This is a genomic window from Flavobacterium weaverense, from assembly GCF_003688495.1.
Lineage (GTDB): Bacteria > Bacteroidota > Bacteroidia > Flavobacteriales > Flavobacteriaceae > Flavobacterium > Flavobacterium weaverense.
Genome location: NZ_REFH01000007.1, coordinates 560,242 through 585,032 on the forward strand (window position 1 = coordinate 560,242; position 24,791 = coordinate 585,032).

Annotated in this window: 22 protein-coding genes and 1 pseudogene; 8 read left to right on the forward strand and 15 right to left on the reverse strand. The window is 32.7% G+C overall.

All coding sequences use genetic code 11. The features are described 5' to 3' along the window. Positions 1 to 30: 30 nt before the first annotated feature. Together BC961_RS02485 and BC961_RS02490 are read right to left on the reverse strand one after the other, a co-directional pair. Positions 31 to 1,287, reverse strand: a complete 1,257-nt coding sequence (locus BC961_RS02485; protein ID WP_121924265.1) for a voltage-gated chloride channel family protein — start codon at positions 1,285 to 1,287, stop codon at positions 31 to 33. A gap of 54 nt (positions 1,288 to 1,341) precedes the next feature. Beyond that, entirely contained in the window at positions 1,342 to 1,731 is a 390-nt protein-coding gene (locus tag BC961_RS02490; protein WP_121924266.1) for a RidA family protein, read from the reverse strand. 281 nt (positions 1,732 to 2,012) lie between these two features. On the opposite strand from BC961_RS02490, the gene BC961_RS02495 reads away from it, so the two are divergent. Further along, positions 2,013 to 2,681 carry a hypothetical protein gene (locus BC961_RS02495; protein WP_121924267.1) on the forward strand — a complete coding sequence of 223 codons (669 nt, stop codon included), beginning with the start codon at positions 2,013 to 2,015 and terminating at the stop codon, positions 2,679 to 2,681. A 105-nt stretch (positions 2,682 to 2,786) separates the two neighbouring features. Here BC961_RS02495 and BC961_RS02500 read toward each other — a convergent pair whose 3' ends face one another. Further along, entirely contained in the window at positions 2,787 to 3,314 is a 528-nt protein-coding gene (locus BC961_RS02500) for a hypothetical protein (protein WP_121924268.1), read from the reverse strand. A gap of 192 nt (positions 3,315 to 3,506) precedes the next feature. Here BC961_RS02500 and guaA point away from each other — a divergent pair, with 192 nt between their 5' ends. The 6 genes from guaA to yidC all read left to right on the forward strand — a co-directional run bounded on the left by guaA (position 3,507) and on the right by yidC (position 11,595). After that, a complete protein-coding gene (guaA, locus tag BC961_RS02505; protein WP_121924269.1) occupies positions 3,507 to 5,036 on the forward strand; it encodes a glutamine-hydrolyzing GMP synthase in 1,530 nt (509 codons plus the stop codon). 129 nt (positions 5,037 to 5,165) lie between these two features. Further along, the gene (locus tag BC961_RS02510) at positions 5,166 to 7,118 is read left to right on the forward strand and encodes a PBP1 and LysM peptidoglycan-binding domain-containing protein (RefSeq protein ID WP_121924270.1); all 1,953 of its coding nucleotides are present in this window, start codon (positions 5,166 to 5,168) and stop codon (positions 7,116 to 7,118) included. Continuing rightward, positions 7,118 to 7,519 carry an OsmC family protein gene (locus tag BC961_RS02515; RefSeq protein WP_121924271.1) on the forward strand — a complete coding sequence of 134 codons (402 nt, stop codon included), beginning with the start codon at positions 7,118 to 7,120 and terminating at the stop codon, positions 7,517 to 7,519. Before BC961_RS02510 ends, BC961_RS02515 begins: the two co-directional genes overlap by 1 nt. Positions 7,520 to 7,590: 71 nt before the next feature. Continuing rightward, the gene (locus BC961_RS02520) at positions 7,591 to 7,824 is read left to right on the forward strand and encodes a DUF3820 family protein (RefSeq protein WP_121924272.1); all 234 of its coding nucleotides are present in this window, start codon (positions 7,591 to 7,593) and stop codon (positions 7,822 to 7,824) included. Positions 7,825 to 8,020: 196 nt separating this feature from the next. Further along, positions 8,021 to 9,634, forward strand: coding sequence for a CTP synthase (locus BC961_RS02525; RefSeq protein ID WP_121924273.1), 1,614 nt, complete (start codon positions 8,021 to 8,023; stop codon positions 9,632 to 9,634). Positions 9,635 to 9,687: 53 nt separating this feature from the next. Beyond that, positions 9,688 to 11,595, forward strand: a complete 1,908-nt coding sequence (gene yidC, locus BC961_RS02530; protein WP_121924274.1) for a membrane protein insertase YidC — start codon at positions 9,688 to 9,690, stop codon at positions 11,593 to 11,595. Positions 11,596 to 12,031: 436 nt separating this feature from the next. Here yidC and BC961_RS02535 read toward each other — a convergent pair whose 3' ends face one another. Then, on the reverse strand, positions 12,032 to 12,997 hold the full coding sequence (locus tag BC961_RS02535; protein ID WP_121924275.1) for a fasciclin domain-containing protein: 966 nt from the start codon (positions 12,995 to 12,997) through the stop codon (positions 12,032 to 12,034). A gap of 352 nt (positions 12,998 to 13,349) precedes the next feature. Between BC961_RS02535 and BC961_RS02540 the strand changes: the two genes are divergently transcribed. Then, positions 13,350 to 14,060: a toxin-antitoxin system YwqK family antitoxin gene (locus BC961_RS02540; protein ID WP_121924276.1), complete on the forward strand. Its 711-nt coding sequence runs from the start codon at positions 13,350 to 13,352 to the stop codon at positions 14,058 to 14,060. Between the two features lie 141 nt (positions 14,061 to 14,201). Here BC961_RS02540 and BC961_RS02545 read toward each other — a convergent pair whose 3' ends face one another. The 11 genes and pseudogenes from BC961_RS02545 to BC961_RS02595 form a co-directional block, all read right to left on the reverse strand. Next, a complete protein-coding gene (locus BC961_RS02545) occupies positions 14,202 to 15,464 on the reverse strand; it encodes an alginate export family protein (RefSeq protein ID WP_121924277.1) in 1,263 nt (420 codons plus the stop codon). A gap of 6 nt (positions 15,465 to 15,470) precedes the next feature. Continuing rightward, on the reverse strand, positions 15,471 to 16,139 hold the full coding sequence (locus tag BC961_RS02550; RefSeq protein ID WP_121924278.1) for an SCO family protein: 669 nt from the start codon (positions 16,137 to 16,139) through the stop codon (positions 15,471 to 15,473). Then, positions 16,136 to 16,942 (reverse strand): formylglycine-generating enzyme family protein, encoded by an 807-nt coding sequence (locus BC961_RS02555; RefSeq protein WP_121924279.1) that lies wholly within the window; start codon positions 16,940 to 16,942, stop codon positions 16,136 to 16,138. The genes BC961_RS02550 and BC961_RS02555 overlap by 4 nt, the downstream gene beginning before the upstream one ends. Before the next feature lie 24 nt (positions 16,943 to 16,966). Continuing rightward, a pseudogene (locus BC961_RS02560) lies at positions 16,967 to 17,290 on the reverse strand (c-type cytochrome); the annotation flags it as partial. A gap of 86 nt (positions 17,291 to 17,376) precedes the next feature. Then, positions 17,377 to 18,819, reverse strand: coding sequence for a copper-containing nitrite reductase (gene nirK, locus BC961_RS02565; protein WP_394345433.1), 1,443 nt, complete (start codon positions 18,817 to 18,819; stop codon positions 17,377 to 17,379). Between the two features lie 142 nt (positions 18,820 to 18,961). Next, a complete protein-coding gene (locus BC961_RS02570) occupies positions 18,962 to 19,213 on the reverse strand; it encodes a cytochrome C oxidase subunit IV family protein (protein WP_121924282.1) in 252 nt (83 codons plus the stop codon). A 2-nt stretch (positions 19,214 to 19,215) separates the two neighbouring features. Next, on the reverse strand, positions 19,216 to 19,797 hold the full coding sequence (locus tag BC961_RS02575) for a cytochrome c oxidase subunit 3 (RefSeq protein ID WP_121924283.1): 582 nt from the start codon (positions 19,795 to 19,797) through the stop codon (positions 19,216 to 19,218). A 79-nt stretch (positions 19,798 to 19,876) separates the two neighbouring features. Continuing rightward, entirely contained in the window at positions 19,877 to 21,652 is a 1,776-nt protein-coding gene (locus BC961_RS02580) for a nitric oxide reductase activation protein NorD (RefSeq protein WP_121924284.1), read from the reverse strand. Positions 21,653 to 21,805: 153 nt separating this feature from the next. Next, positions 21,806 to 22,585 (reverse strand): CbbQ/NirQ/NorQ/GpvN family protein, encoded by a 780-nt coding sequence (locus tag BC961_RS02585; protein ID WP_121924285.1) that lies wholly within the window; start codon positions 22,583 to 22,585, stop codon positions 21,806 to 21,808. Positions 22,586 to 22,735: 150 nt separating this feature from the next. Further along, positions 22,736 to 24,085 carry a cbb3-type cytochrome c oxidase subunit I gene (locus BC961_RS02590; protein ID WP_121924286.1) on the reverse strand — a complete coding sequence of 450 codons (1,350 nt, stop codon included), beginning with the start codon at positions 24,083 to 24,085 and terminating at the stop codon, positions 22,736 to 22,738. Between the two features lie 16 nt (positions 24,086 to 24,101). Beyond that, positions 24,102 to 24,536, reverse strand: coding sequence for a c-type cytochrome (locus BC961_RS02595; protein ID WP_121924287.1), 435 nt, complete (start codon positions 24,534 to 24,536; stop codon positions 24,102 to 24,104). Positions 24,537 to 24,791: the final 255 nt, after the last annotated feature.

Consider the following 24,791-nt stretch of genomic DNA (forward strand, 5'->3'; position numbering starts at 1 on the left):
TCTTGAAATCATTAACATGATTTTTACCTATTATAAAAGGTCGGTTCCTTTTCTTTTAAATTTTTCATACAAATGGTATTTTGGACCCCTTACTATTTGTGTTTTGTAAATACCCATTGATCCAGATGCAAAATAAGCCACTGTACAAGCTATCGCAATGAAAACCCCACTTTCTATACCAAAAAGTTCCATTCCCATAACCGTGCAAGCGATGGGAGTGTGCGTTGCTCCAGAAAAAACAGCAACAAAACCTAAGCCGGCTAAAAACGCAATAGGTAATGGAACGATAAGCGATAGTGCACTTCCTAAAGTTGCCCCAACAAAAAACAACGGTGTTACCTCACCGCCTTTAAATCCTGCTCCTAAAGTAAACCCAGTGAATACTATTTTAAGTAAAAAATCATAAGGAGCGTTTGCCGTTGAAAAAGCGTCAACGATAATAGGAACACCTAGGCCTGTAAATTTTGTTGTTCCAATGTAATAAAAGGCAATAGCTAAAATAATTCCTCCCACGAAAGGTCTTAACGGAGGATAGGCAATTGTTTTTGAAAATAGTGTTCCCCACATATGTGTACTTCTTGAGAATAACATCGCTGCTAGACCAAATAATATACTAACGTTGATGATCCAAAACAATGTTGTTGTAGTAAATTCTGGAACAAAAGGAATACTGTAAGCAGTATGTTTCACTTGCCAAATCTCTACTGTGAAGTAAGCAATGTATGCAGTTAAAAGAGAAAGCGGAATGCTTTTGTAACTGATCTTACTAAAAATAACAAGCTCTAACGCGAATATTGCTCCAGCTAATGGCGTTCCAAAAATCGAAGCGAAACCGGCACTGATCCCTACAATTATAATTGTTTTTCTTTCTGAATCATCAAGTTTGAAAATTCTTGTAAATTGATCAGCGATAGCGCCTCCCATTTGCACAGCTGTTCCCTCTCGACCTGCAGAGCCTCCAAATAGATGCGTGAATAAAGTTCCAAACAGCACTAAAGGAGCCATTTTTAACGGAATTATTTTCTGTGGATTTTCGTATTCTTCTAATAATAAATTGTTTCCTTTTACCACTGATTTACCCCAGTAATGATAACTCAATCCTATTAATAAACCACCTATTGGCAGCAGCCAAATAATCCAATTATTATCTTCTCGATACTTAGTTGCCAACTCTAATGCTACTAAAAAAAATGCAGATGCTGATCCAGTAAAAATGCCTATCAAAGTACAAATGAGAATCCATTTTAGAACTAAAGCTGTTGTGTTTTTATTATTTTGTATTATCATTTATTGTTCGAAAGTGAATTTCAAGCAAAAGTATTAAAAATCGTTCTTAAACTATTATTTCTCAGTAATAATAGCCGTAAATTCTATTTCTACAAGATATTCAGGAGCGACAAGTTGGTTGATTCCGTAAAAACCTGTAGTTGGTTTTACATCCTTAAAATATTTTGCATGAGCAGTTGCTATATCTTCAAATAAGGAAACATCAGTTGTAAATATCCGAGTGCGAATGACATCTTTCATGCATGCGTCTAGTTCTTCTAGAACTTTTTCTACTCGTTCTAGTATGTTTAATGTTTGTGCATGCGCATCATTAGCTTTCACGATTGTTCCGTCGACTATTGCCACAGTTCCTGACACTTCAATACAATTTCCTATTCTTACAGCGCGACAATATCCCATTTTATCTTCCCATGGTGATCCTGTTAGTATATTTTTTCTGCTCATTTTATTTATCTTTTTAGTTAGATTTTCAAAATAATAGACCTTTTAATTTTTTCGGTATATTATTTGCAATTTAGAGTTTTATTGGAAATAAATAATTCTCATTAAACATATAAATCGGATTTCTACAAGATTTTTTAAGTTTCTTAAAATGTACAATTGAAATATTAATGCGTATTTGAAGTTATAAATGAAAGTTAAATTGCTAATTGATTTTATATTAATTGCAAATGGTTTTTTATTTTTAAAATTATTCTAAAACTGATACACTAATTAAAAAAGATATGAAAAGGATTTTATTCTTAATTTTTACGGTTACAATGAGTTTAAGTGGATATGCTCAAAGCGAATTTAATTCGAAATTTAAAGCAATTCCGCCTAAAAATAACGCGCCAAAGGTAAAAAAAGAAACGCTGCCAAAGGTTGATATACCTCCTATAAATACTCCCAACGTTTTTAAAAGTCCCGATCTATTTAGTCCGAAGCCTTCTCCTTTAGGTTCGATTGCTCCGGCAGATAATTTTTCAATGACACCTAAAAATGAATTTATTAATCCCGGTGATGTTTATAAGGATAAATGGAATAAGAAAGAAGATAATTCACAAGGAATTGTGTATCGAAAAAATCAAAATTTAGGTAATTTTGCTACTGGATCTACCACAGCCAAAGTAATGTATCGTGATGCTGCTTACGTTGATGGTGACCAAATTAGAGTATACTTAAACGATAAAGTTATTCAGCAACAAGTTAATTTAGACAGTGAATTCAAAGGTTTTGAAATTGTTTTGGAAAAAGGATTCAACAAAATTGATTTTGAAGCTTTAAATCAAGGAAGTTCTGGACCTAATACTGCTGAGTTTAAGGTTTATGATGATAAAGGAAGTTTAATATCAGCAAGTCAGTGGAATCTTGGCACTGGTTTTAAAGCTACAATCATTTTAGTAAAAGAATAAATTTCGTTTTATTTGAATAAAGAAAAACAGCCTTCTGAAATATTTCGGAAGGTTGTTTTTTTTAGTTTAAAGGATTAAGATTCTGCTGGTTTTTAGTCTAGTTTTTTAGAAAGGATCAGCGGTAACTCTAAATTTCATATCCGAAGTAACTACAATATCTTTAGTGACAGTTTCTTTAATGACTAATTTAGTTCGAATTTTATAACTCGGCGCTTTTATGTATTTATCTAATTTCTCTGATGTACAAGTTAGATTTATAGTGTTTGATGTCGAATTTACATCATCTAAATAGGCTAACTCAATTTCGTCATTTGAATCAGTGGAAATATATAAACGTACTGATTTTAAAAAACTGAAGTTTTTATTAGCAGGTTCAGTTATCGTTAATTTCAATTCTTTCAGCTTTACATCTTTGACTAAATTTGCTTTAGTATTGTTGTTTTCAAATTCAGAGCTGGAATTTGTTGTTACGTCAGGAGTGATTATTTCAGAAGCAAGGTTGAGCGGGAAACCGGTAGAAATTTTAAACGAAGTCTGATTGTTTATTGTAAAAGTTAGTAGGTCGTCAACTACATTACAAGAAATAAGTAGAACAGACAAAAATGTAATTAACGAGAAAGTTAGTTTCTTCATTTTAATTGGAGTGATTTTAGATTTATTTTGAGTATCAAAATGTATAATAAGATACGTATTAATAACTCCTTTAGTTTTAAAAAATTGTAGTAGTTGCTATTTAAATTGAAGAGAGAAAATAGAGAATAAAAATATTTTGAATATTTTCAAAATTCAATTTTACAATTCAAAATATTAAAAGTATTTTTGCGCATGCAACACAACGTACTTATTTTAGATTTCGGATCGCAATATACACAGCTTATTGCGCGTAGAGTTCGCGAATTAAATATATTCTGCGAAATTTTCCCATACAATAATTTCCCAACTGATTTATCTTCTTACAAAGCGGTAATTTTAGGAGGAAGTCCTTTTTCTGTTAGAGCAGAAGATGCGCCTCATCCTGATTTATCTCAAATAAGAGGAAAACTTCCTTTACTTGCCGTATGTTACGGAGCACAATACTTAGCTCACTTTAGTGGTGGTGAAGTTGCGGCTTCAAACACAAGAGAATATGGTAGAGCTAATTTGTCTTTTATTAAAGAGAATGAAGTTTTTTTCGAAGGTGTTTCAGAGAATAGCCAAGTATGGATGAGTCATAGTGACAGTGTCAAAGCATTGCCAACAAATGGAGTAAAATTAGCAAGCACGCATGATGTGGAATTTGCTGCTTACAAAATTGAAGGTGAGACAACGTATGCAATTCAATATCATCCTGAAGTTTTTCATTCGACAGATGGATCCAAAATGTTAGAAAACTTTCTAGTTAAAATAGCAGAAGTTCCTCAAAATTTCACACCAAAAGCTTTCGTTAGCGAAATGGTATCAGAATTAAAAGAGAAATTGCAAGATGATAAAGTAGTTTTAGGACTTTCAGGAGGAGTAGATTCTACTGTAGCGGCAGTTTTATTACATCAAGCTATTGGTAAAAACCTATATTGTATTTTTGTAAATAACGGTTTACTTCGTAAAAATGAATATCAAAGCGTTTTAGACCAGTACAAAGGAATGGGTTTAAACGTAAAAGGAGTAGATGCTGGTGATCGTTTCTTGTCTGAGTTGGCAGGAGTTAGTGATCCAGAGACAAAACGTAAAATTATAGGACGTGTTTTTATCGAAGTTTTTGACGATGAATCACACCTAATTGAAAATGTAAAATGGTTAGCACAAGGAACCATATATCCTGATGTAATAGAGTCGGTTTCTGTAAAAGGACCGTCGGCTACTATTAAATCACATCATAATGTGGGAGGCTTACCAGACTACATGAAATTGAAAATTGTTGAGCCTTTACGTATGCTTTTTAAAGATGAGGTGCGTAGAGTAGGAGCTTCATTAGGAATTGACCCAGAATTATTAGGAAGACATCCTTTTCCAGGTCCTGGATTATCAATTAGAATTTTAGGAGATATTACGCCAGAAAAAGTACAAATTTTGCAAGATGTAGATGCTGTATTTATTGATGGATTAAAATCTTGGGGATTGTATGATAAAGTGTGGCAAGCTGGAGCAATCCTTCTTCCTGTAAATAGTGTTGGAGTAATGGGTGACGAGCGTACTTATGAAAAAGTCGTAGCACTTCGCGCCGTAGAATCAACAGATGGTATGACGGCTGATTGGGTTCACTTACCTTATGATTTCTTAATGAAGATATCTAATGATATTATCAATAAAGTTAGAGGAGTTAATAGAGTAGTGTACGACATTAGTTCAAAACCGCCTGCAACAATTGAATGGGAATAATTTAAACTTCCATCTTCTTTTGAGCAGCATTAAAAATAACGTTCAGTATATAAACGGTATCAGATTTTTGGAATAAAATTTGATACCGTTGTTTTATTAAAGAGTTGAATAATTTATAAATAAACTAGGATGAAATATTTTTTTACGATTTGCATGACTGCTTTGTTTTTTACTTACAGTGCTTTTGCGCAAGTTAGAACCATTACACACAAAGTTGAAAAAGGAGAAACAATCATTCAGATTGCTCAAAAATATAATGTCACACCGTACGATATATATCAGTTAAATCCAGACGCGCAAACGGGTTTAAAACCAAAGAGTGTTTTGTTAATTCCTATAGTATCGATAAAACAAGCTTTAACGGTTCCAACTAAGGCAAATGGCGATGTGATAACGCATCAGGTTTTGCCAAAAGAGACTTTATACGGTATTCAAAAGAAATATGGTGTAACAGAAGAAGCATTGAAAAAAGTAAATCCATTTCTTGAAAAAGACGGCTTGCAAATAGGTCAGACACTGACTATCCCAACAAATAAAACCCAAAAGGTAGCTGCTGAATCAACAGAAAAAGCAGTTTATCACTATGTTCTTCCAAAAGAAACTAAATATTCTATTGCGAAACAATATGGAATATCATTGCAGGAATTAGAACGTAAAAATCCTGAAGTAGTTACTAGTTTGCCAGAAGGTTTTAAATTATTAATTAAGGGGAATGCTGTAAAAACGGACGTAATTCCAGTAAAAGCGGAAATTAAAAAAGAAATCATAACAGCTACTCCAGCTGTAAAAATAGCAGATGCAAAAAGTTACAAAGAATATACTGTTAAACCAAAAGAGACATTATACGGTTTGTCTAAAATGTTTATTATTACTCAAGAGGAATTATTAAAATTGAATCCCGCTTTGTCTGAAGGAGTTAGAGAAGGTATGGTTTTGAAAGTTCCTGGAACTTCTGCTGAGATTATAACTGCTCAAGAAACCAAAAAAGAATACACAGAGTTATCAAAGGTTAAAAGTAAGGAAAGAAAAAAATTAGTGCTACTCTTACCATTTAATATTGCTAAAATTGAAAGTGATTCAATTAATTCAACTTCAAAACGCTTAAAAAAGGATAAGTTTCTTAATATGACTTTAGATTTTTATGCAGGCGCTTTAATAGCAATCGACTCAGCAAAAACATTAGGTCTTAATATTGATATTTCAATATTTGACTCGCAAGAAACTAAAAATTCATCTGCAATTACTTCTCTTGTAAGTAATAATGATTTACAAAATACAAATGTAGTAATAGGTCCGTTCTATCAAAGTAATGTTGATAAAACCGCTGAGTTATTGCTTTCGAATGATGTAGCTGTAATATCTCCTTTGTCTAAAGATCAAGGCGTTTCCTTTGCAAATGTTTTTCAATCAGTTCCGTCGCCTGACGCGGTTAAAAATGCAATGTTTAAATTTATGCGTTCGAAAGGTGGAAATATGATTGCGGTCGTAGACAAAAAGAAAGGTTCGATAATAAAATATATTAAGGAAAATCAAAAGGATGTTCAGTTTTCTGTACTTAATGGTAACGGTGGAGTTTCAGGTGAAAATTTGAAAAGTTTATTTGTGAAAGATAAAATAAACTACGTAGTAATGGAAACAGCAAATACGGGAATGATTAAAGCGACAGTAGCAGCAATGTTAGGCTCAATCTCTACTTATAAAGTCCAATTAGTTATTTTAGAGCCTAATGAAACATTGGATACTGATGAGGTTAGTATTGCCAACTTAGCTAAGTTGAATTTGATGTATCCATCAGTAAATCGCGAAAATGAATCTCCTGAAGCTTTAATTTTCGAAAAAGAGTTCAAAAAGAAAAATAGAATTGATCCTACTGTTTTTGCAACAAGAGGTTTTGACCTTACTTTTGATACCATGATGCGTATGTCTCAAGGCGAGAAATACCAAGATACTGTTGAAAACTCAGCAACGGAACAAGTTGATAATAAATTTGAATTTTATAAACAAGAAAGTGGCGGATACGCAAATAAAGGAATCTATATTTTGTATTACGACACTGATTTAACTATTAAAGAAGCAAAATAATGACATCAAAAGTAACCTATTTAGGAGATTTAAGAACATCATCGATTCACATACAATCCGGAACCGAAATTCTTTCGGATGCACCAGTAGATAATAATGGAAAAGGAGAAGCGTTTTCTCCTACAGATACTGTTGCTAATGGTTTAGCGACTTGCATGATGACTATTATGGGAATCAAAGCTAGAGATTTAGGAATTGATTTAAAAGGCACTACTGCTGAAGTGGTAAAAGTTATGAATGCTGAGCCAAGACGAATTGGTACCATTGAAATAGTTTTTGAAATTCAAGGAACTAACGATCAAAAAAGTAAAACAATTCTTGAGAGAGCTGGAATGACTTGTCCCGTGTTTTTAAGTCTTCATCCAGATGTTGAAAAACGAATTACCTTTAACTGGAAATAATATTTAGCTATTAAAGAAAGAAGTAAGTGTAAAGTGAATCTTTATTCTTGCTTCTTTTTTCTTTTTATCAAATGGATCAAAACCAAAAACAACTCATTAAGCTCGCTCATACTAAAATGCCTTTCGGCAAATACGAGGGCTGGTTTCTTATCGATATCCCTGAATATTACATTGTGTGGTATTCCAATAAGGGATTTCCTAAAGGCGAGTTAGGAGAACAACTAAAGTTAATTTACGAATTGAAACTTAATGGCTTAGAGGAGTTAATTAGAAATATAAAAAAGAAGTATCCTAAGCTTAATTAAATATTTTATTAGCAAGGTGTTTAACTACGATATAACAAATAAAGCTGCTTTAAGTAGCTTTTTTTTTATGTTCTAAAGCGCAAACTTTTTAATAAAATTATCTGTTCATTTTCTCATTATCTAATTGGCTTTTTCTCTAATTTAATTCGTACTTTTGCCAAGTTTTTTACACAACTACAACACAAACAACAACAGAATGAATCAAACGAAATATATTTTTGTTACAGGCGGTGTGACTTCTTCCTTAGGGAAAGGAATCATTGCAGCATCTTTAGCAAAATTGTTACAAGCAAGAGGATACCGTACAACTATTCAAAAGTTTGACCCTTATATTAATGTAGATCCAGGAACATTAAATCCTTATGAACATGGGGAATGTTATGTTACTGATGATGGTGCTGAAACAGATTTAGATTTAGGACATTATGAGCGTTTTTTAAATGTTCCTACTTCTCAAGCGAATAATGTTACTACTGGTAGAATATATCTTTCGGTAATTGAAAAAGAAAGAAGAGGAGAATTTCTTGGAAAAACAGTACAAGTCGTACCTCATATTACCAATGAAATTAAGGATAGAATGCAGTTGCTTGGTAATTCAGGTGACTTTGATATTGTTATAACTGAAATTGGTGGAACGGTTGGAGATATTGAATCTTTGCCTTACATCGAGTCTGTTAGACAATTAGTTTGGGATTTAGGTGAGCATAATGCTATTGTAATTCATTTAACATTAGTTCCTTACTTAGCTGCTGCAGGTGAGTTAAAAACAAAACCGACGCAGCATTCTGTAAAAACGTTGATGGAAAGCGGAATTAAAGCTGATATCTTAGTTTGTAGAACCGAACATGAAATTTCAGAAGAGTTAAGAAACAAATTAGCTTTGTTTTGTAACGTAAAAAGAGAAGCAGTTATACAATCGATAGATGCTTCTACTATTTATGAAGTGCCAAATTTAATGTTGGAAGAAGGTCTTGATATCGTTGCGTTGAAGAAATTAGATTTGCCTAAAAAAGCAGCTCCAGATTTAAAAAATTGGAATATCTTTTTAAAGCGATTAAAAAATCCAAAACACACAGTAAATATTGGATTGATAGGTAAATATGTTGAAATGCAAGATTGCTACAAGTCTATCTTAGAAGCTTTCATTCATGCAGGTGCAGCTAACGAAACTAAAGTTAATGTGATTTCAATACATTCTGAGCATATTGACGCTAGTAATATCAGCGAAAAATTTGCTAATTTAGATGGAATACTTGTTGCTCCAGGTTTTGGTGAAAGAGGAATTGAAGGTAAGATAGACGCCGTTCGTTTTGCTCGTGAAAATAAAATTCCATTTTTCGGAATTTGTTTAGGTATGCAAATGGCCATTATTGAATATTCAAGAACTGTTTTAGGATTAGCCGATGCTAATTCAACTGAAATGAATGAACATACTTCTCATCCTGTTGTTAACTTGATGGAAGAGCAAAAGACAGTAACTGATAAAGGTGGAACAATGCGTCTTGGAGCTTGGAAATGTGACATTAAAGAGGATTCATTGGCTCATAAAATATACGGAAAAGATACTATTTCAGAGCGTCACCGTCACCGTTATGAATACAATAGTAATTATGTCGCGCAATTACAAAATGCTGGTTTAATTGCTTCGGGTGTAAATCCTGATACTGGATTGGTTGAGATTATAGAAATTGAAGATCATCCGTTTTTTATTGGTGTACAATACCATCCAGAATACAAAAGTACGGTAGCGAATCCGCATCCTATTTTTGTAAGTTTCGTGGCGGCAGCCGTTAAGGCAAAAAAGAAATAACTGTTAGCAATTTGTTTTCAGTAACCTTAAAATTTATAACTTTTTAAAGTAAGATGGAAGAAAAAAGATTTGATCGTAATTCGATTATTGGTTTTGTATTGATTTTTGTTATTTTGATCTTCATCATGTACCAAAATCAGCCAGACCCAAAAGTAGTTGCGGCTGATAAAGCAAAGAAGGAATTAGTGACTAAAGAAGCTAAAGCTAAAGAATTAGAAGCAAAAACAATTGCAACAGCAACTGTAGCTGTAGCAACTACTGGTGATTCAATACAATTAGCTCAATTGCAAAAGAACTTAGGTAACTTTGCGTATTCAGCGACACTTCCATCGGCTAAAGATGGTTTAACAGTTATAGAGAATGAAGTTGTTAAATTAACAATTTCAAATAAAGGAGGATTTATTGTTGAAGCTGTTTTGAAGAAATTCGAAAAATTCAAGAAAGGTTCGGGCGAATTAGTTGAATTGATCAAAAACAATAATGCTCATTTAAATGTACATTTACTTACAAGCGATAATCGTACTTTAAATTCTAAAGATTTATTCTTCGAACCTACTTTGCAGAAAGTTGGAGCAGATCAAGTACTTTCGATGAAATTGAAGGCGGGAGCTAACGAATTCTTGGAGTATAAATACATCTTGAAGCCTAACGAATATATGGTGGATTTTGATATTCGTTCTCAAGGATTAAATAAAGTTTTGAATACTTCAAAACCTTTAGATTTAGAATGGGATTTAAAAGCGTACAGAAATGAAAAAAGTATTGCTTATGAAAACCGCTATAATGAGATCTATTTTGAACATAAGGATGGAAAAATTGATTATGCTGGTTTAGGTCAATCAGAAGAAGAGAATTTAGAGAAACCAACTTTTATAGCTTTCAAACAGCATTTTTTCTCAAGTATACTTTTATCAAAAACACCATTAGAATCTGCTAAAGTAACATCAGTTAATTTAGTTCAAGATGATAAAATTGACACAATTTATACTAAACAATATAAAGCTAATATTCCACTTGCATTTACCAGCGGAGAATTAGACCATAAAATGAGTTGGTACTTTGGTCCAACAGATTATGCAACTTTAAAGCATTACGATAAGAATCTAGAAAAAATTATCTCGTTAGGTTGGGGAGTTTTTGGATGGATTAACAAGTTTATATTTATTCCTTTATTTGGATTTTTAAGTGATTATATTTCTTATGGGATAGCGATTATTGTTTTTACTATTCTTATAAAAATAGCAATGTCACCTATTACTTTTAAGTCTTTCTTATCGCAAGCTAAGATGAAAGTACTTCGTCCTGAGATTGCTGAATTGGGTGATAAATTTAAGAAAGATCCAATGAAGAAACAGCAGGAAACAATGAAGTTGTACAACAAAGCAGGTGTAAATCCAATGGCGGGTTGTATTCCAGCACTGATTCAGCTTCCTTTCATGTATGCGTCGTTCCAGTTTTTCCCTTCGGCATTTGAATTAAGACAAAAAAGTTTCCTTTGGGCAGATGATTTGTCTTCTTTTGATGAGGTTATAAAATTGCCTTTCCATATTCCAATGTACGGAAGCCATATTAGTTTGTTTCCAATATTAGCTGCGATAGCGATTTTCTTTTACATGAAAATGACTTCTGGAGATCAACAAATGGCTGCGCCACAACAAGAAGGAATGCCAGATATGGCTAAGATGATGAAAATCATGATTTATGTTTCCCCTTTAATGATGTTGATTTTCTTCAATAGTTACGGTGCTGGATTGAGTTTATATAACTTTATTTCAAATCTTATTACTATTGGAATAATGATTGTGATTAAAAGATACTTTATTGATAGCGATAAGATTCACAGTCAAATTCAAGAGAACAAATTGAAAGAGCCTAAAAAACAAGGTAAGTTCCAGAAAAAACTTCAAGAAGTGATGGAACAAGCTGAAGCTCAAAAAGCATTAGATAAAAAGAAGAAATAATCTTTCTTAAAATAAGTAAAAGGCAATTAAATAAATCTAGATTTATTTAATTGCCTTTTTTTTGTTTACGGTCTTGAATTATTAAATCACAAGGGACTGATAGGATTACAATAGAAGAGTGAGGACTTTAGTGTATTTTTAAGTTAAAAATAGTGAACGATAGTAATGTAGTAGATTTAATAACTTACAAATATTACTTTTTCAATGCTGATATAAACTCTTCGGTTGCTAATATCGTTAGTTCAATAGTAGATTTTTTATTTAATCTAAAACCATATTTTTTGATAAATAGTTGATGGGTGTGTTACTGTATATAAATTGTAGATAGATAGTAATACTTTAGATATAAAAAAAATGGACCTTAAACTTTATGTTTTAGGTCCATTTTTTTGTGTCTAACTTAATTTTATTTACAAAATTAAAATTCTTCAGTAAATTATAGCGCTGGTAATAATACTTTGTCGATAGCGTGGATTACTCCGTTTGCACATTGAACATCAGTTATGATAATGTTCGATATTCTGTTACTAGCGTCTTTAATCTTTGCACCACCTGTTAATTGGATAGTAAATTTTTGAGCTGGTGTAAGGATTGGAGTTACCATTTGTCCTTCTGTTAGTGTCGCTGCTAATACGTTAGCTGGGCTCACCACGTGGTATTGTAGTACTTTTGTTAAGTTAGCTGCAGAAACTCCAGCGGTTCCTCCTGGCGCTAATTCTGTGTTTAAAGCTGTGAAAGCTGTGTTAGTTGGAGCAAATACAGTGAACGGTCCTGTTCCAGAAAGTGTACCTACAAAGTCAGGTTGTCCTGCTCCTGTTAAAGCACCTACAAGTGAAGTAAAGTTTTTATTTGCTAATGCATGAGTAACTATCGTCGGAAGTCCGATTACTGCATCAACTACGTGAATCACTCCATTAGAAGCAATAACGTCAGCAGTAGTTACATTTGATACACCGTTTAATTTAACACCTGTTGTAATGTCAACATACATACTTAATGTATTAGAAGTTGAAGCACTTCCTTTTGCTAAAGTTTTGATATAACCAGTTTTTAAATCTCCTGATTTTGCTGTAGCTGATACAACGTGGTTTAATAATATTTGAGTCAACACATCTTTTGGTACATCATTAATGGTTGCATAAGGTGTTGTTTTTAAGAATGCTGTAAAAGCAGCATCTGTTGGTGCAAAAACTGTGAATGGACCTGAACCTTGAAGTGTTGCAGCTAACTCAGCACGAGTTAGTGCTTGTACTAAAATTTTTAAATTCGGATTTTTTACCGCTAAACCAGTGATGGTTTTGTCCACTGGCATAGGTGTGGGATCGTCACTGTTGTCGCAAGATACGAACGCTATAGCAAAAAGTGCTAATGCAATTACCTTTAATTTTGATAGTTTTTTCATGATGTTTGTTTTAATTGTTTAAGCAAATCTAATAAATAATTTTAATTATGTTTATCAAATTCTGAATAAGTTTAAACAAAATGAATATTTTATGAATTAATTTATTTTTGTTTAACATCTGAAAATAAGAGATTTGGCTTTTAAATTATTATATATATTGGTTCGTCTACATTATATAAGTTTACAATTTTAATATAAAGTTCAAACAAAACTTAAATTATATTTTTGATACAAAAATTTTAAATTACAAGGGTAAATTATTTATCGGTTTTGCTAAATGACATCCTTTGTATGAGTATGTAATAAAAAGAGATTAAATTTGTTTAAGTAATATGAATTTAAAATAGTCAAAATGAAAATAAATAAAAGATACTTTTTAATGGTAGCAATACTTTTATTTAGCTGTGGGCTTTTAGCGCAAGTGGAGGTAAATAAAGTTGATGATAAAGGAAAGAAGAATGGATTATGGAAAGGAACTTATGCTGATTCTAAACGTCTGCGTTATGAGGGAAATTTTGTTCATGGAAAGGAGAGTGGAGTTTTTAGTTTTTACGATGACACTAAAAAAGGATCATTAATTGCTACTAGGGAATTTAATCCTAAAGACAACTCAGCTTACACAATTTTCTTTGATCAAAAAAATAATAAAGTAAGCGAAGGTCTTGTCAGGAATAAATTATTTGAAGGAGAATGGAAATATTATCATTTAGCATCAAAAATATTAATGACAAATGAAAATTATATAAAGGGAAAGTTGGACGGCGTGAGAACTGTTTTCTACAGTAGCGGCAAAATTGCTAAGGAGGCAAACTATCAAAATAATTTAAAAAATGGTTTCTATAAAAAATATACTGAAAAAGGAACGCTATTAGAAGAGTCTAATTTTAAAAATGATGTATATAGTGGCTTGGCAATTTTTAGAGATGGGAGCGGTGAAATTGCATCTACGGGTAATTTTGTAAACGGGAAAAAGTCAGGAATCTGGCAATTTTTCGAAAAAGGAAAATTAGTAAAGGAAGTAAATATGTCTGTTTCTCAAAATGAAATTAAAACTAAAAACTAGATTTTTAAACTAATTTTTTTTTATTATCTATCATAGTACGAATTTAATTTATACAACTACTATCTATTTTTTAAAAAGTAAATCAAAAAAAAAGTGGTAAACAAAATTATTTGTTTACCGCTTTATCTGAATTAATACATTTTATTTTAAAGTAAAAATACGAGGGCTGAAAGAAACCATTATCCAAGCCCAATTATTTGTATCTGCTGGATTACTTACATTTTTAACTCGCTCTAAACTTGATGAGCCAAACATTTGTGAATAGCCTGCCATCGCAACAATATCTTTTCGAATAGTATAAGTTGCAGTTAGATCGATTTCTGTTCCTAAATAGGATTCCATTTTATTATTATTTACATCTAAAACAGTATTTGGTGCACTAAAAATATGTGGAATAAGTCCAAATTGCCACTTATTAGAAGTGTAGTTTAATTTCAAATAAGTATCATTTAATCCAACACTATTTTGATGATTTCCTACATAGAAATAATCCATAAATCCATTGAAAGCATGGTTAGTTCCGAAAATTGGACTAAATGATTTAATAGCAGTGCTACTATCATCTTGATCTTTTCCAGATAAGTATTCGTGACCTACTCCTATTTTGAATTGTTTCGAAACAGAATAACCGAAGAATGCACCGGCATAAAGCGCATTTACTTTTTTATCTGCAGTTTCTCCAGACTGACCGTATATTCCTAAATTTGAATCCCATTTATTTTCTTTGAAAGAAAGATATGTTCCAAAAGTTTGTTTGTAATCTATTTCTAAATCTCCAACTGTTTTTTCGAATTCGTATCCTGTATTCAGAAGCAGTAAACTAAGATTAATTTTACTGAATTGAGTATGGTACCATGCATATTGCATCGATTTGTAATTGGTAGTGTATGGAGTTTTTGGTGCTACTAAATTTTCTGCGTTAGAATTTAAAGCAAATCCTAAATCTAACTGGTGATTTTTAGGATGAAATGTTACTAATGCTGCGTCATGGCTTTGACCTTGCTGAGACCAACCAATTTCTCCAAATATCCGCTGGTTATCATATGCAATCACTTGTCTCCCAATACGAGTTGTCCATTCAGGACTTAGATCATATTGTGCCCAAGCTTCAAAAACTGAAATTCCGTTTTTATCTGTTGGCGATGTTGTTGCGACATCTCCCCATGTTCGTACATTCTGCAAAGTCAATTTTGTTTTTAACTTTTCTTGGTGGAAATTTAAATTCAAGCGAGAGCGTTGTGAAACAAACGATGTTGCATCATCGCCATTAGAAAGTAGGTTTTTGTAACCATTTCTATATTCAAAGCGCGGTCGTAATTGTAAATTAACATCTAATTCTTGAGCGTAACTAGCTGCGCTTATCATTACTAAAAGTGATAAACATATTTTGTTTGATAATTTCATTAGGATTTATTTTAGCTTTCCAGCTTCTTCAGTAATTTTACTTATCGTTTCGTCAGAGTTTAAGCCTAAGCCTTCTTGCTGATAAGCAAGTTCTCCTTCAGCATTAAAGACGCTAATAATATTAGAGTGAGAGAAATCTACTGGATCTATCTTTTTATAGTTTACTGCAAGAACAGCAGCAAATTCTCTAGTGTTTTCTTCGGTTGAACGTAAGAAAACCCATTGATCAGATTCCATTTTATTTTCGATTGCAAATGATTTTAATCTTTTAGGAGTATCAACCTCTGGGTCAATACTTACTAATACAAACTTCACATTATCTTTTATTTTTTTAGGGATGCGACTTTCAATATTTCTCATGTCTGCAACCAGTCTTGGACAAGCAGCTTTACAAGAAGTGTAGATCATTACCATCACTAGAACCTTGCCTTTCATATCTTTCATCTCAATATCTTTACCATCTTGTGTAGTCCACTTAGAAGGAAGATTATAAATTGATAGTTCAGAAATAGGCTTTTCTTCCTCTTTAGGGCTTTCAGCTTTTTTATTACACGACTGAAGCGATAGAAGTAGTGAAGTCACAACTAAAAAAATAATTGTATTAAATCTGAATATACTCTTTAAACTTTCTTTTTTTCGAAATAAAGAAGGAGTATTTGTAGTATTTAATTTCATTTTTTTGATTTTAAGTTTGTTTTACTAACCGTAATTTTATCTTTAGCACATCTAAAGCCGAGATTTTTTGTAGTATATCGAGCTTTTAAACTTCCTCTAAAAGCGTAGCGCATAAATGCGGCATAATTCATTAAATCAGTTGCATTTACAGAAGCACTTCCACAAAATAAATTCTTATCAGAATCTTTATCTTTTCTCGATTCTCCAGAAAGAAAGATACTGTTGAAATCAGAAGTCCATTCCCAAACTAATCCATGCATATCATAAACACCCCAATAATTTTTGAATGTTTCGCCTACAGGATTAGCATAGGTATTTGGTTTCTCATACCAAGACATAATATATTTGTTGAAACTTTCTTTTGTGCGTGCATCGATTCTTTTCTCATCAGCCATTGCTACATATTCCCATTCGTCCATAGTGGGTAATCTTCCTCCTTGACATTCGCAGTATTTTTTAGCAGCAAACCAGGATATGTTTGTTACTGGAGCATTACTTAAATTTCCTTTACCGTAATTAAAATCACTTTCCCAATGTGATAAGTAACTTTTATCAGCAAAAATTCCTTTCATTTTTGAACGGGTATTTTCAGGATATTTTTTTAAAAATGCTTGAAATTCAGCGTTTGTAACTGGATAAACATCGATGTAGAAAGATTTCACTTCTACTGGGGTTTTATTAGTGGCACCATAAAGGGGAACAAAAGTTCCCCTTTCTATAGTAACCATTTTAGCTCCTTGAGCCCATAGCGATGTTGCTATTAGTAATAGAAATAATGACAAAACTATTTTCCTTTTAAACATGGCTATTCTTTTTTATTGTGTTAATTATTTTCTTTGTGCTTTTGCCATTGCTGGAGTCACGACTGTTTTATTATTACCCCAACTTGCATAAACATAAGTCATAACGTCAGCTATTTGTTGGTCATTGAGTGCTTGAGCAGGCATGGCACTATTGTACTTTTTACCGTTTACCACTATTGGACCTGTAAGACCTTTAACAACACCTTTAATCGCTCTATTGACATCTTTGTTTAAGTAATCTGACTTCGCTAAAGGAGGAAATGCTCCAGGTATTCCTAATCCTGTGGCTTGATGACAAGCAACACAAACTTGATTATACACTTTTTTGCCTTTTTCTGCATTTTGACTAAACCCTTGGAAAGCGATAGCTAGCATGGCGATTGTAAAAATATACTTTTTCATAATTTAAATATTATTGTTGTTATATGCATTCTTTATTCGTGAATGTCTTTAGTTTTTGGAGCTGGTTTTGCTCTTAACTCTTTTACTTTGGCTGGAGTTACAACTGTTTTATTATTACCCCAACTATTATATACATAAGTTAAAACATCAGCTACTTGATCATCAGTAAGGTTTTGACTAGTCATTACATTATTGAATTTTTTACCATTTACACTAATTTCCCCACTCAATCCGTGTAATACGGCATTCACTGCTCGGTCTGGATTAGCATTTAAATAATCTGATTTTGCTAATGGAGGGAAAGCGTTTGGTATACCTTGTCCTTCTAATTGGTGACAAGCAGAACATGTTCTGTCGTATAATCCTTTACCAGAACTAATTTGTTCAGCAACTGTTTTTACTACAACAGCTTTTGCTGCACCATTTTCTTTTGGCATTGTTTGAATTGTTCCTCCTTCAGGTAAATAGATTCCTTCTTGGATTGTTCCAGAGTATACTTTCTTATTTTCATCTCCTTCAACTTTTAACATTCCTAAAGCTCCTTTGTTGAATGCTCTAAATATAGAGTGGTCAACTAAAATGAATGTACCAGGAACCTCAACTTTAAATTCTACAATTGCAGCACCACCAGCTGGTATTAAAGTTGTTTGAACATTTTTATTAATTAAATCACCACCTTCAACATGCACTCTGTCAAATATTTCTCCAATTGCGTGAAAAGATGAAACTAAGTTTGGTCCACCATTACCCATAAAAATACGTACTGTTTCTCCTTTTTTAGCAGTCAACGACTTGTCTCCCGTTAAAGCTCCTACTTTTCCATTAAATACAACATAGTCTGGTTGTTCTTTAATTGCTTTATTCATATCAAATGGTTGATTTCCTTGTTCGCCATAAGCTCCCTTAGTATAGAAATCTCCTTGCATGATGTAGTATTCTTTATCAACTGGAGGTAAACCTCCTTCTGGTTCAACTAATATCAAACCGTACATTCCGTTTGCAATGTGCATTCCCACAGGAGCTGTAGCACAGTGGTACACATATAAACCTGGGTTCAATGTTTTAAAACTAAAAACTTTCTCATGTCCTGGTGCAACAAGTGATGAAGTAGCTCCTCCACCTGGTCCTGTCACTGCATGTAAGTCAATATTGTGAGGCATTTTATTATCTGGATGATTTTTTAAGTGAAATTCCACTTCGTCACCAACACGTGTTCTAATAAAACTTCCAGGAACTGAACCACCAAATGTCCAATAGGTATATTTTACACCATCTACCATTTCGCCTTCTTGTTCTTTAATTTCCATATTAACCACAAGTCTCATCGCAGGACGATCACCAACTGGTTTTGGAACGAAAGGTGGCGCAGTAAGTTCTGCCGTTTTCTGATCTTCCACTTTAATGCTTTCATAATATTTCGCATCTTTATCTTCATTCTTTTTGCAAGAGAATAGTCCGATTGCGAGAAAAAGCATGATTGCAATTAGCTTACTTTTCTGGATTAAATTGAATTGCTTATTCATAATAATTAGGTTTGAGTTTATCTTAATTTATAGTGTAAAAGTAGGGGATAGTTCGGTCCTTTATTATGACATTTATCATGTTTTTAACTTTTTTTTAGGAATTGTTTATAAGTAAGAGAATGGGCGTAATAATTAGAAATAAAACAAAAATTACGCTCACTTTCCAGAACGCATTTGCCTTTTTTAATTCCATAAATTGGAAGGCTACTATAATAAATTTAAAAGCTGATGCTACTAATATCAGGTTAACAGCAACATTAGTAATACTTGTATAATTGGATAAAAACGCAGTGGTAACGGTTAATATAATTAATAATCCGTAATTTAATAAAAGTGTCTTTTTCATAACTAAAAGATTAAATAGAGAACAGGAAAGAGTAGAAGCCAAATTAAATCACACATGTGCCAGAACGCAGCACAGGCTTCGACATCTGCAACTTCGGTATCAGAGTTATTTTTCATCATTCCGTGGTTTGTCCAAACTAAAATTACTAATCCCATAACAACGTGGATTAAATGGAAGCCGGTCAATAGCCAATAAAACGCAAAAAAAGTATTGCTATCTATTGTGATTCCAGATTCAATTTTATGATAATATTCAATACTTTTTAATATTAAAAAAAGTACTCCTCCAAGCATTGTTAACTTAAAATATAGTGAGGACTTTTTTAAGTTTTTCTCTTTGAATTCGTGAACAGCATTAGCCATAAAAAAACCGCTTGTTAGCAGAAAAACTGTGTTAACAGCACCAAAAGTACTATTAAGTTGCAAGCGAGATTGATGAAACAGCGACGGTTCTTCACTACCGTAGATTGCAAATGCTATTAGAGCCATTCCAAAAGTTATGAGTTCAAGAAAGATAATAATCCACATTAATATGCCTCCGGGTGGAAAATATAAATTTTTATAATTGATCTTAACTGTGTTCATTTTATAATTGATTTTAGTGCTATTTAAAAACTAGATATTGGAATGATAAATTAACTCTAAAAGTATCTTTCTTTTAAATCTATTTTTGATGTTTTATTTTTTCATATAACTTAACCAGCGATTGCAATAATTCTACTGGAGTCGTTAAAATTTGATAATGATTTTGCCCGAACATTTGAGGTAAATAATATTTAGCTTGTGCTTCAATCGCTAAGGCATAGGAATTAATATTCCTTTTATTCAGTTCACGAAGTGCTTGTTTTACGTCATTTACTCCATATTCACCTTCATATTTATCATAGTCGTTTGGCTTTCCATCAGAGATCAGTATTACCCATTTATTTTTAGTATTTCTGGTGTCTAGTCGCGCACCCGCATGTCTTAAAGCAGCACCAATTCTGGTATAGCCACTAGGTTCAATCGCTCCAATCTTATGTTTTGCAGTATTCCAGTTTTCGTCAAAATCTTTAATTGTTAAATATGTAGAGAAATTTCGCGTTTTTGAATAAAAGCTGTCGATTGAAAAATCAATATTAAATTCATTTAAGATTTCACCAAAAAGAATTGAAACTTCTTTTTCCACATCAATTACTCGATTTCCTGCTGCGTAGCCATCACTAGAAAGACTTATGTCTAAAAGAATTAAAATGGATAAATCTTTATCTTTTTTTCTATTCGAAATATACACGTTTTCTGATGGATTGCGTTTAGAGTGTACATCGACATATAAATCAGTGATTGCATCAATATCAAATTCGTCACCTTGTAATTGTCGCTTTTGCTGCTGCATACGATTATTAACGTTCGTCAACATTTTTCGCAAGCCTAATAAAGTTGAAGCATTTTTTGCAATTGTTTTTTTGTAATAATCGCGATCTGTTTTTTGCTGTGACTTTGGATATACTTTACAGAAGTTTTCCTTGTAAATGCGTTTGCTAAAATCCCATTCGCTGTAGGTAAGATGAAAACCTTTAGAATCAATTTCTGCACTTTCAGAAATGGAAGTATTCTCTACGAAGTCTGATTGGTAAACAGAATGTGCCGTGTCATCAACTCGCACTGTATATTTCATGTTCAGTTCTTCTAACGCTTCTTGATGTTCTTCTAGTTCGTCTGATCCATCAAAGTCTCGCCAAGTTCCATTGAATTCTTCTGCGGTTTCAGCTTTTTCAAAATTGTGAAGTAATACATAATCTTCTTGTTGTTTTTTATCTAATTCAACTGTGATTACTTCCTCAACGGCATTTGAATTCAAAGTGGTTAACGGTTTGTGTTCGTTTGCTTTTTTAGTTAAATCAGAGAAGTTTTCTAAAACAGAATCTGATTTTACTTCTTTATCATTTTGCATCCATTTTCCATATATCCAGGAGTAATCAGCTGCTATTTTTTCAATTGCTTGTTGGAAATAATGGTGTTTTAATTGAGTGTGAAAATTTTTATCGATCGAAAATTCTTCAAATAAAACAGTCAAAACATCATTAGAAGTTTCAAATGCTTTTTGTTGGGATAGGAGTAAAGGTTGCTCTTTTTCTAAGTAATTCCAGTTTAAATTTAAACGCTGTTGAACGCTTAAATATAAAACTCGGAAGAGGTAAAATGTAAAGTTTTCCTCTTTAGTAGGCAAAGCACTGAAAGAAATTGGAAGGAAGAAATTATTATTTTTATAACCGCCTTCACGTTCAGCAGGGAAGATTTCAATTGGATTCCCTGTTAAAGCTCTAGCTAAAATAGTCAATCTAGGTTTGATGTTATCAAGAGTAACTGTTCTCGCAATAATTTCAGGACTGATTTTTCTGCTTTTCTTTAAGTGTTTAAAGAACTTTCCAACTATATATTCATCTATTTCGAATCCCATAATTTTAGTATTCAGTGTTCAGTGTTCAGTGTTCAGTGTTCAGTGTTCAGTAGTCAGTTTTCAGTATTCCGTATTTAGTGATCAGCTTTCAGTTTAAAATTCTATTTCACGGCGTTCAACTGAACACTACAAACTGTTAACTGAATACTATTTTTATATCATCAAATCACATAAGTCCTTTAATGCCTGTACGGTCTGTAAGTCATCTGATAGCGGTTCCACTATTGCAACGTGAACAGATAAACGCTTTGGAAGACCAGAGCAAATAATTTTAGCGGCGTCAATTAAAAGTCGTGTTGAGACAGTTTCTGTTAGACCTAACTCAGTTAAATTTCTAATTTTGTTACCAATCGCTACTAACTTTTTAGCAGTATCAAAATCTATTTGAGTTTCATTAACTAAAATTTCTATTTCTACTTTAGACTCAGGATATTCAAATGCTACAGCAATAAAGCGCTGGCGAGTAGAAGGTTTAAGTTCTTTAAAACCGCGCTGGTAACCTGGATTAAAAGAAGCGACTAACATGAAATCTTTATGCGCTTTTACGGTTTCACCTAATTTGTCTATAAATAATTCTCGTCTGTGATCTGTGAGAGAGTGAATCGCTACGATGACATCTGGACGTGCTTCTGCAACTTCATCAAGATAAATGATCGCTCCTTCTTTCACGGCATTAGTTAATGGACCATCAAGCCAAACAGTTTCTGCACCTTTAATAATAAAACGACCTATTAAATCAGTAGAAGAAGTCTCTTCGTGACAGCTAATGGTTATAATTTTCTTATTTAATTGATGCGCCATGTATTCCACAAAGCGTGATTTTCCTGTTCCAGTAGGGCCTTTTAATAAAAAAGGAATTTTGTTTTGGTAAGCATGATTAAAGACCTCTATTTCTTTACCAACAGGATGATAGTACGGTGTGTTTTCTAACATTTTATTTTACTTTTAAAAATAAACCAGAATGCGGTAACAGTTGTTTTTTCGGAAATGCAAATCTTAAAAACGGTCGTTATAGCATTCTGGAAATATTATTTTAAACTTTCAGTTCAAAGAGTCTCTTTTGAAATTTCTATTTATTAGCAGCTAATCGTTACTGTCATTTTCAGCGAGCAAAGCTTCATCTGTAGGAAGTCCGTATTTGACAAAATCATAAATAAATAATCCTATTCCAATAGTGAACATTGTGGCGCAAATAAGAAGAACAACAAAGTGAATACTGATTTCATTTTGAACATCCATAAAATCCATTTTCATTTTGCGCTCCATGTAAACTTGTGCCACACCAGCAACACCAAATGCAACAGTCATTCCCAGAATTCCGATATTGGACAACCAGAAAGCTGCCATTCCCTGTGAACTTTCATAACGTTTACGTCCAGTTAAATTAGGCAACGCATAGCTAATAATTGCTAACACAATCATTGCATAAGCACCCCAAAAAGCGTAATGTGCATGCATAGCTGTCACCAATGTTCCGTGAGTATACAAGTTTGTTTGTGGTAAAGTATGAGCAAAACCTAATAAACCAGCACCTACAAAAGATACGATAGCTGAACCTATTGTCCAGAATAAAGCAATTTTATTAGGATGACTTTTTTCTCCCTTTCTATACATGTTCACGGCAAATAATGCCATGGCTAAGAAAGCTAAAGGTTCTAATGCTGAGAAAATTCCACCTACAACTAACCATATTTTATTCACTCCAATGTAGTAGTAGTGGTGACCAGTTCCTAGAACTCCAGAAAGAAAAGTAAGTCCAACAATTACGTACAACCATTTTTCAATCACTTCTCGATCAACTCCTGTCAATTTTATAAGTAAGAACGAAAGGATACCTCCCATAATTAATTCCCAAACACCTTCAACCCACAAGTGAACTACCCACCAGCGAAAGAATGAATCCATTACTTGGCTATCAAACCAAATCATTCCAGGAATATACAGCAGTGCTGCAAATAAAAGACCCATAGTAAGTATCAGTGCAGTCGTTGTTTGGCGTTTTCCTTTAAATAAAGTTCCTAATATTATTCCTAGGAAAAGCAACACATTAATAACTACTAAATAATCTAATTCTCTAGGGATTTCAAGGAATTTTCTTCCTTCCCAGTGATTAAAGTGAAAGCCAACGATTGCTACAACTCCTACAACAGCTAAAGATATTAGCTGCACATAAGCCCATTTTACACTTATTAATTCGCGTTGCGCTTCTTCAGGAATGATATAATAGGCGGCTCCCATGAATCCAGTTAATAGCCAAACAACAAGTAAATTAGTATGTACAGCTCTTGCCGTATTAAAGGGGATAATTTCGTGTAAGCCTTGCAATCCAATGCGGTCAAAGCCCATAATAAAGCCATAAATAATTTGTAGCGAGAACAAAAGCATGCACAAGGCAAAGAACCAATAGGCTACTTTTTGTGATTTAAATTTCATATTTATATATTTTAGATTATTCTTCGTCTTTCGCTAATGGCGATACTATTCTATCAAAACCATTTAAGTCAATTTTGCCAATCCATTCGAAGTAAGCGACCATTGCATTGGCGTCAGCTTCGCTCATTTTGTATGCAACCATTTTTCTGCCTTTAGGATTCCATGGAACTGGTGACATTAGAACTGCTTTGACGTAACCTTCACCGCGACGTTCTAATACCTTTGTAAGTTCAGGTGCATAATAGCCTCCTTCACCCATAATGCTGTGGCAACCCATACAATTGTTTTGTTCCCAAATTTCTTTTCCTCTCACTACTTCTTTTGTAATCTTACCATAGTTGGTTTGATCGTTTCGGGGCATGAACGAATAAATAGTCAATCCTATAAAGATTAAAAAGGTGACTAGTGTTCCTCCCAAAAAAAATGCTCTTGCTTGTGATTTTGAAAGCATAATTATCAGTTTTTGTTAGTTAATAATTTTTTTTACTATAAAGGACAATTTTATCTTTTATGTAGTTACTGCAAATTACCAGCATAAATTATTTTAAAAACATGATATAAATCATTTTTTTTATATTTTTTAAATAAAATATTAATTTACAAAATAGTAAAAAATTTGGATTGTAATTAGCTGTAAATCATATTTCTATAAATTAATAATAATTCAATTTTTATTAAGGATAAATTTGTCCTTTATTCAAAATAG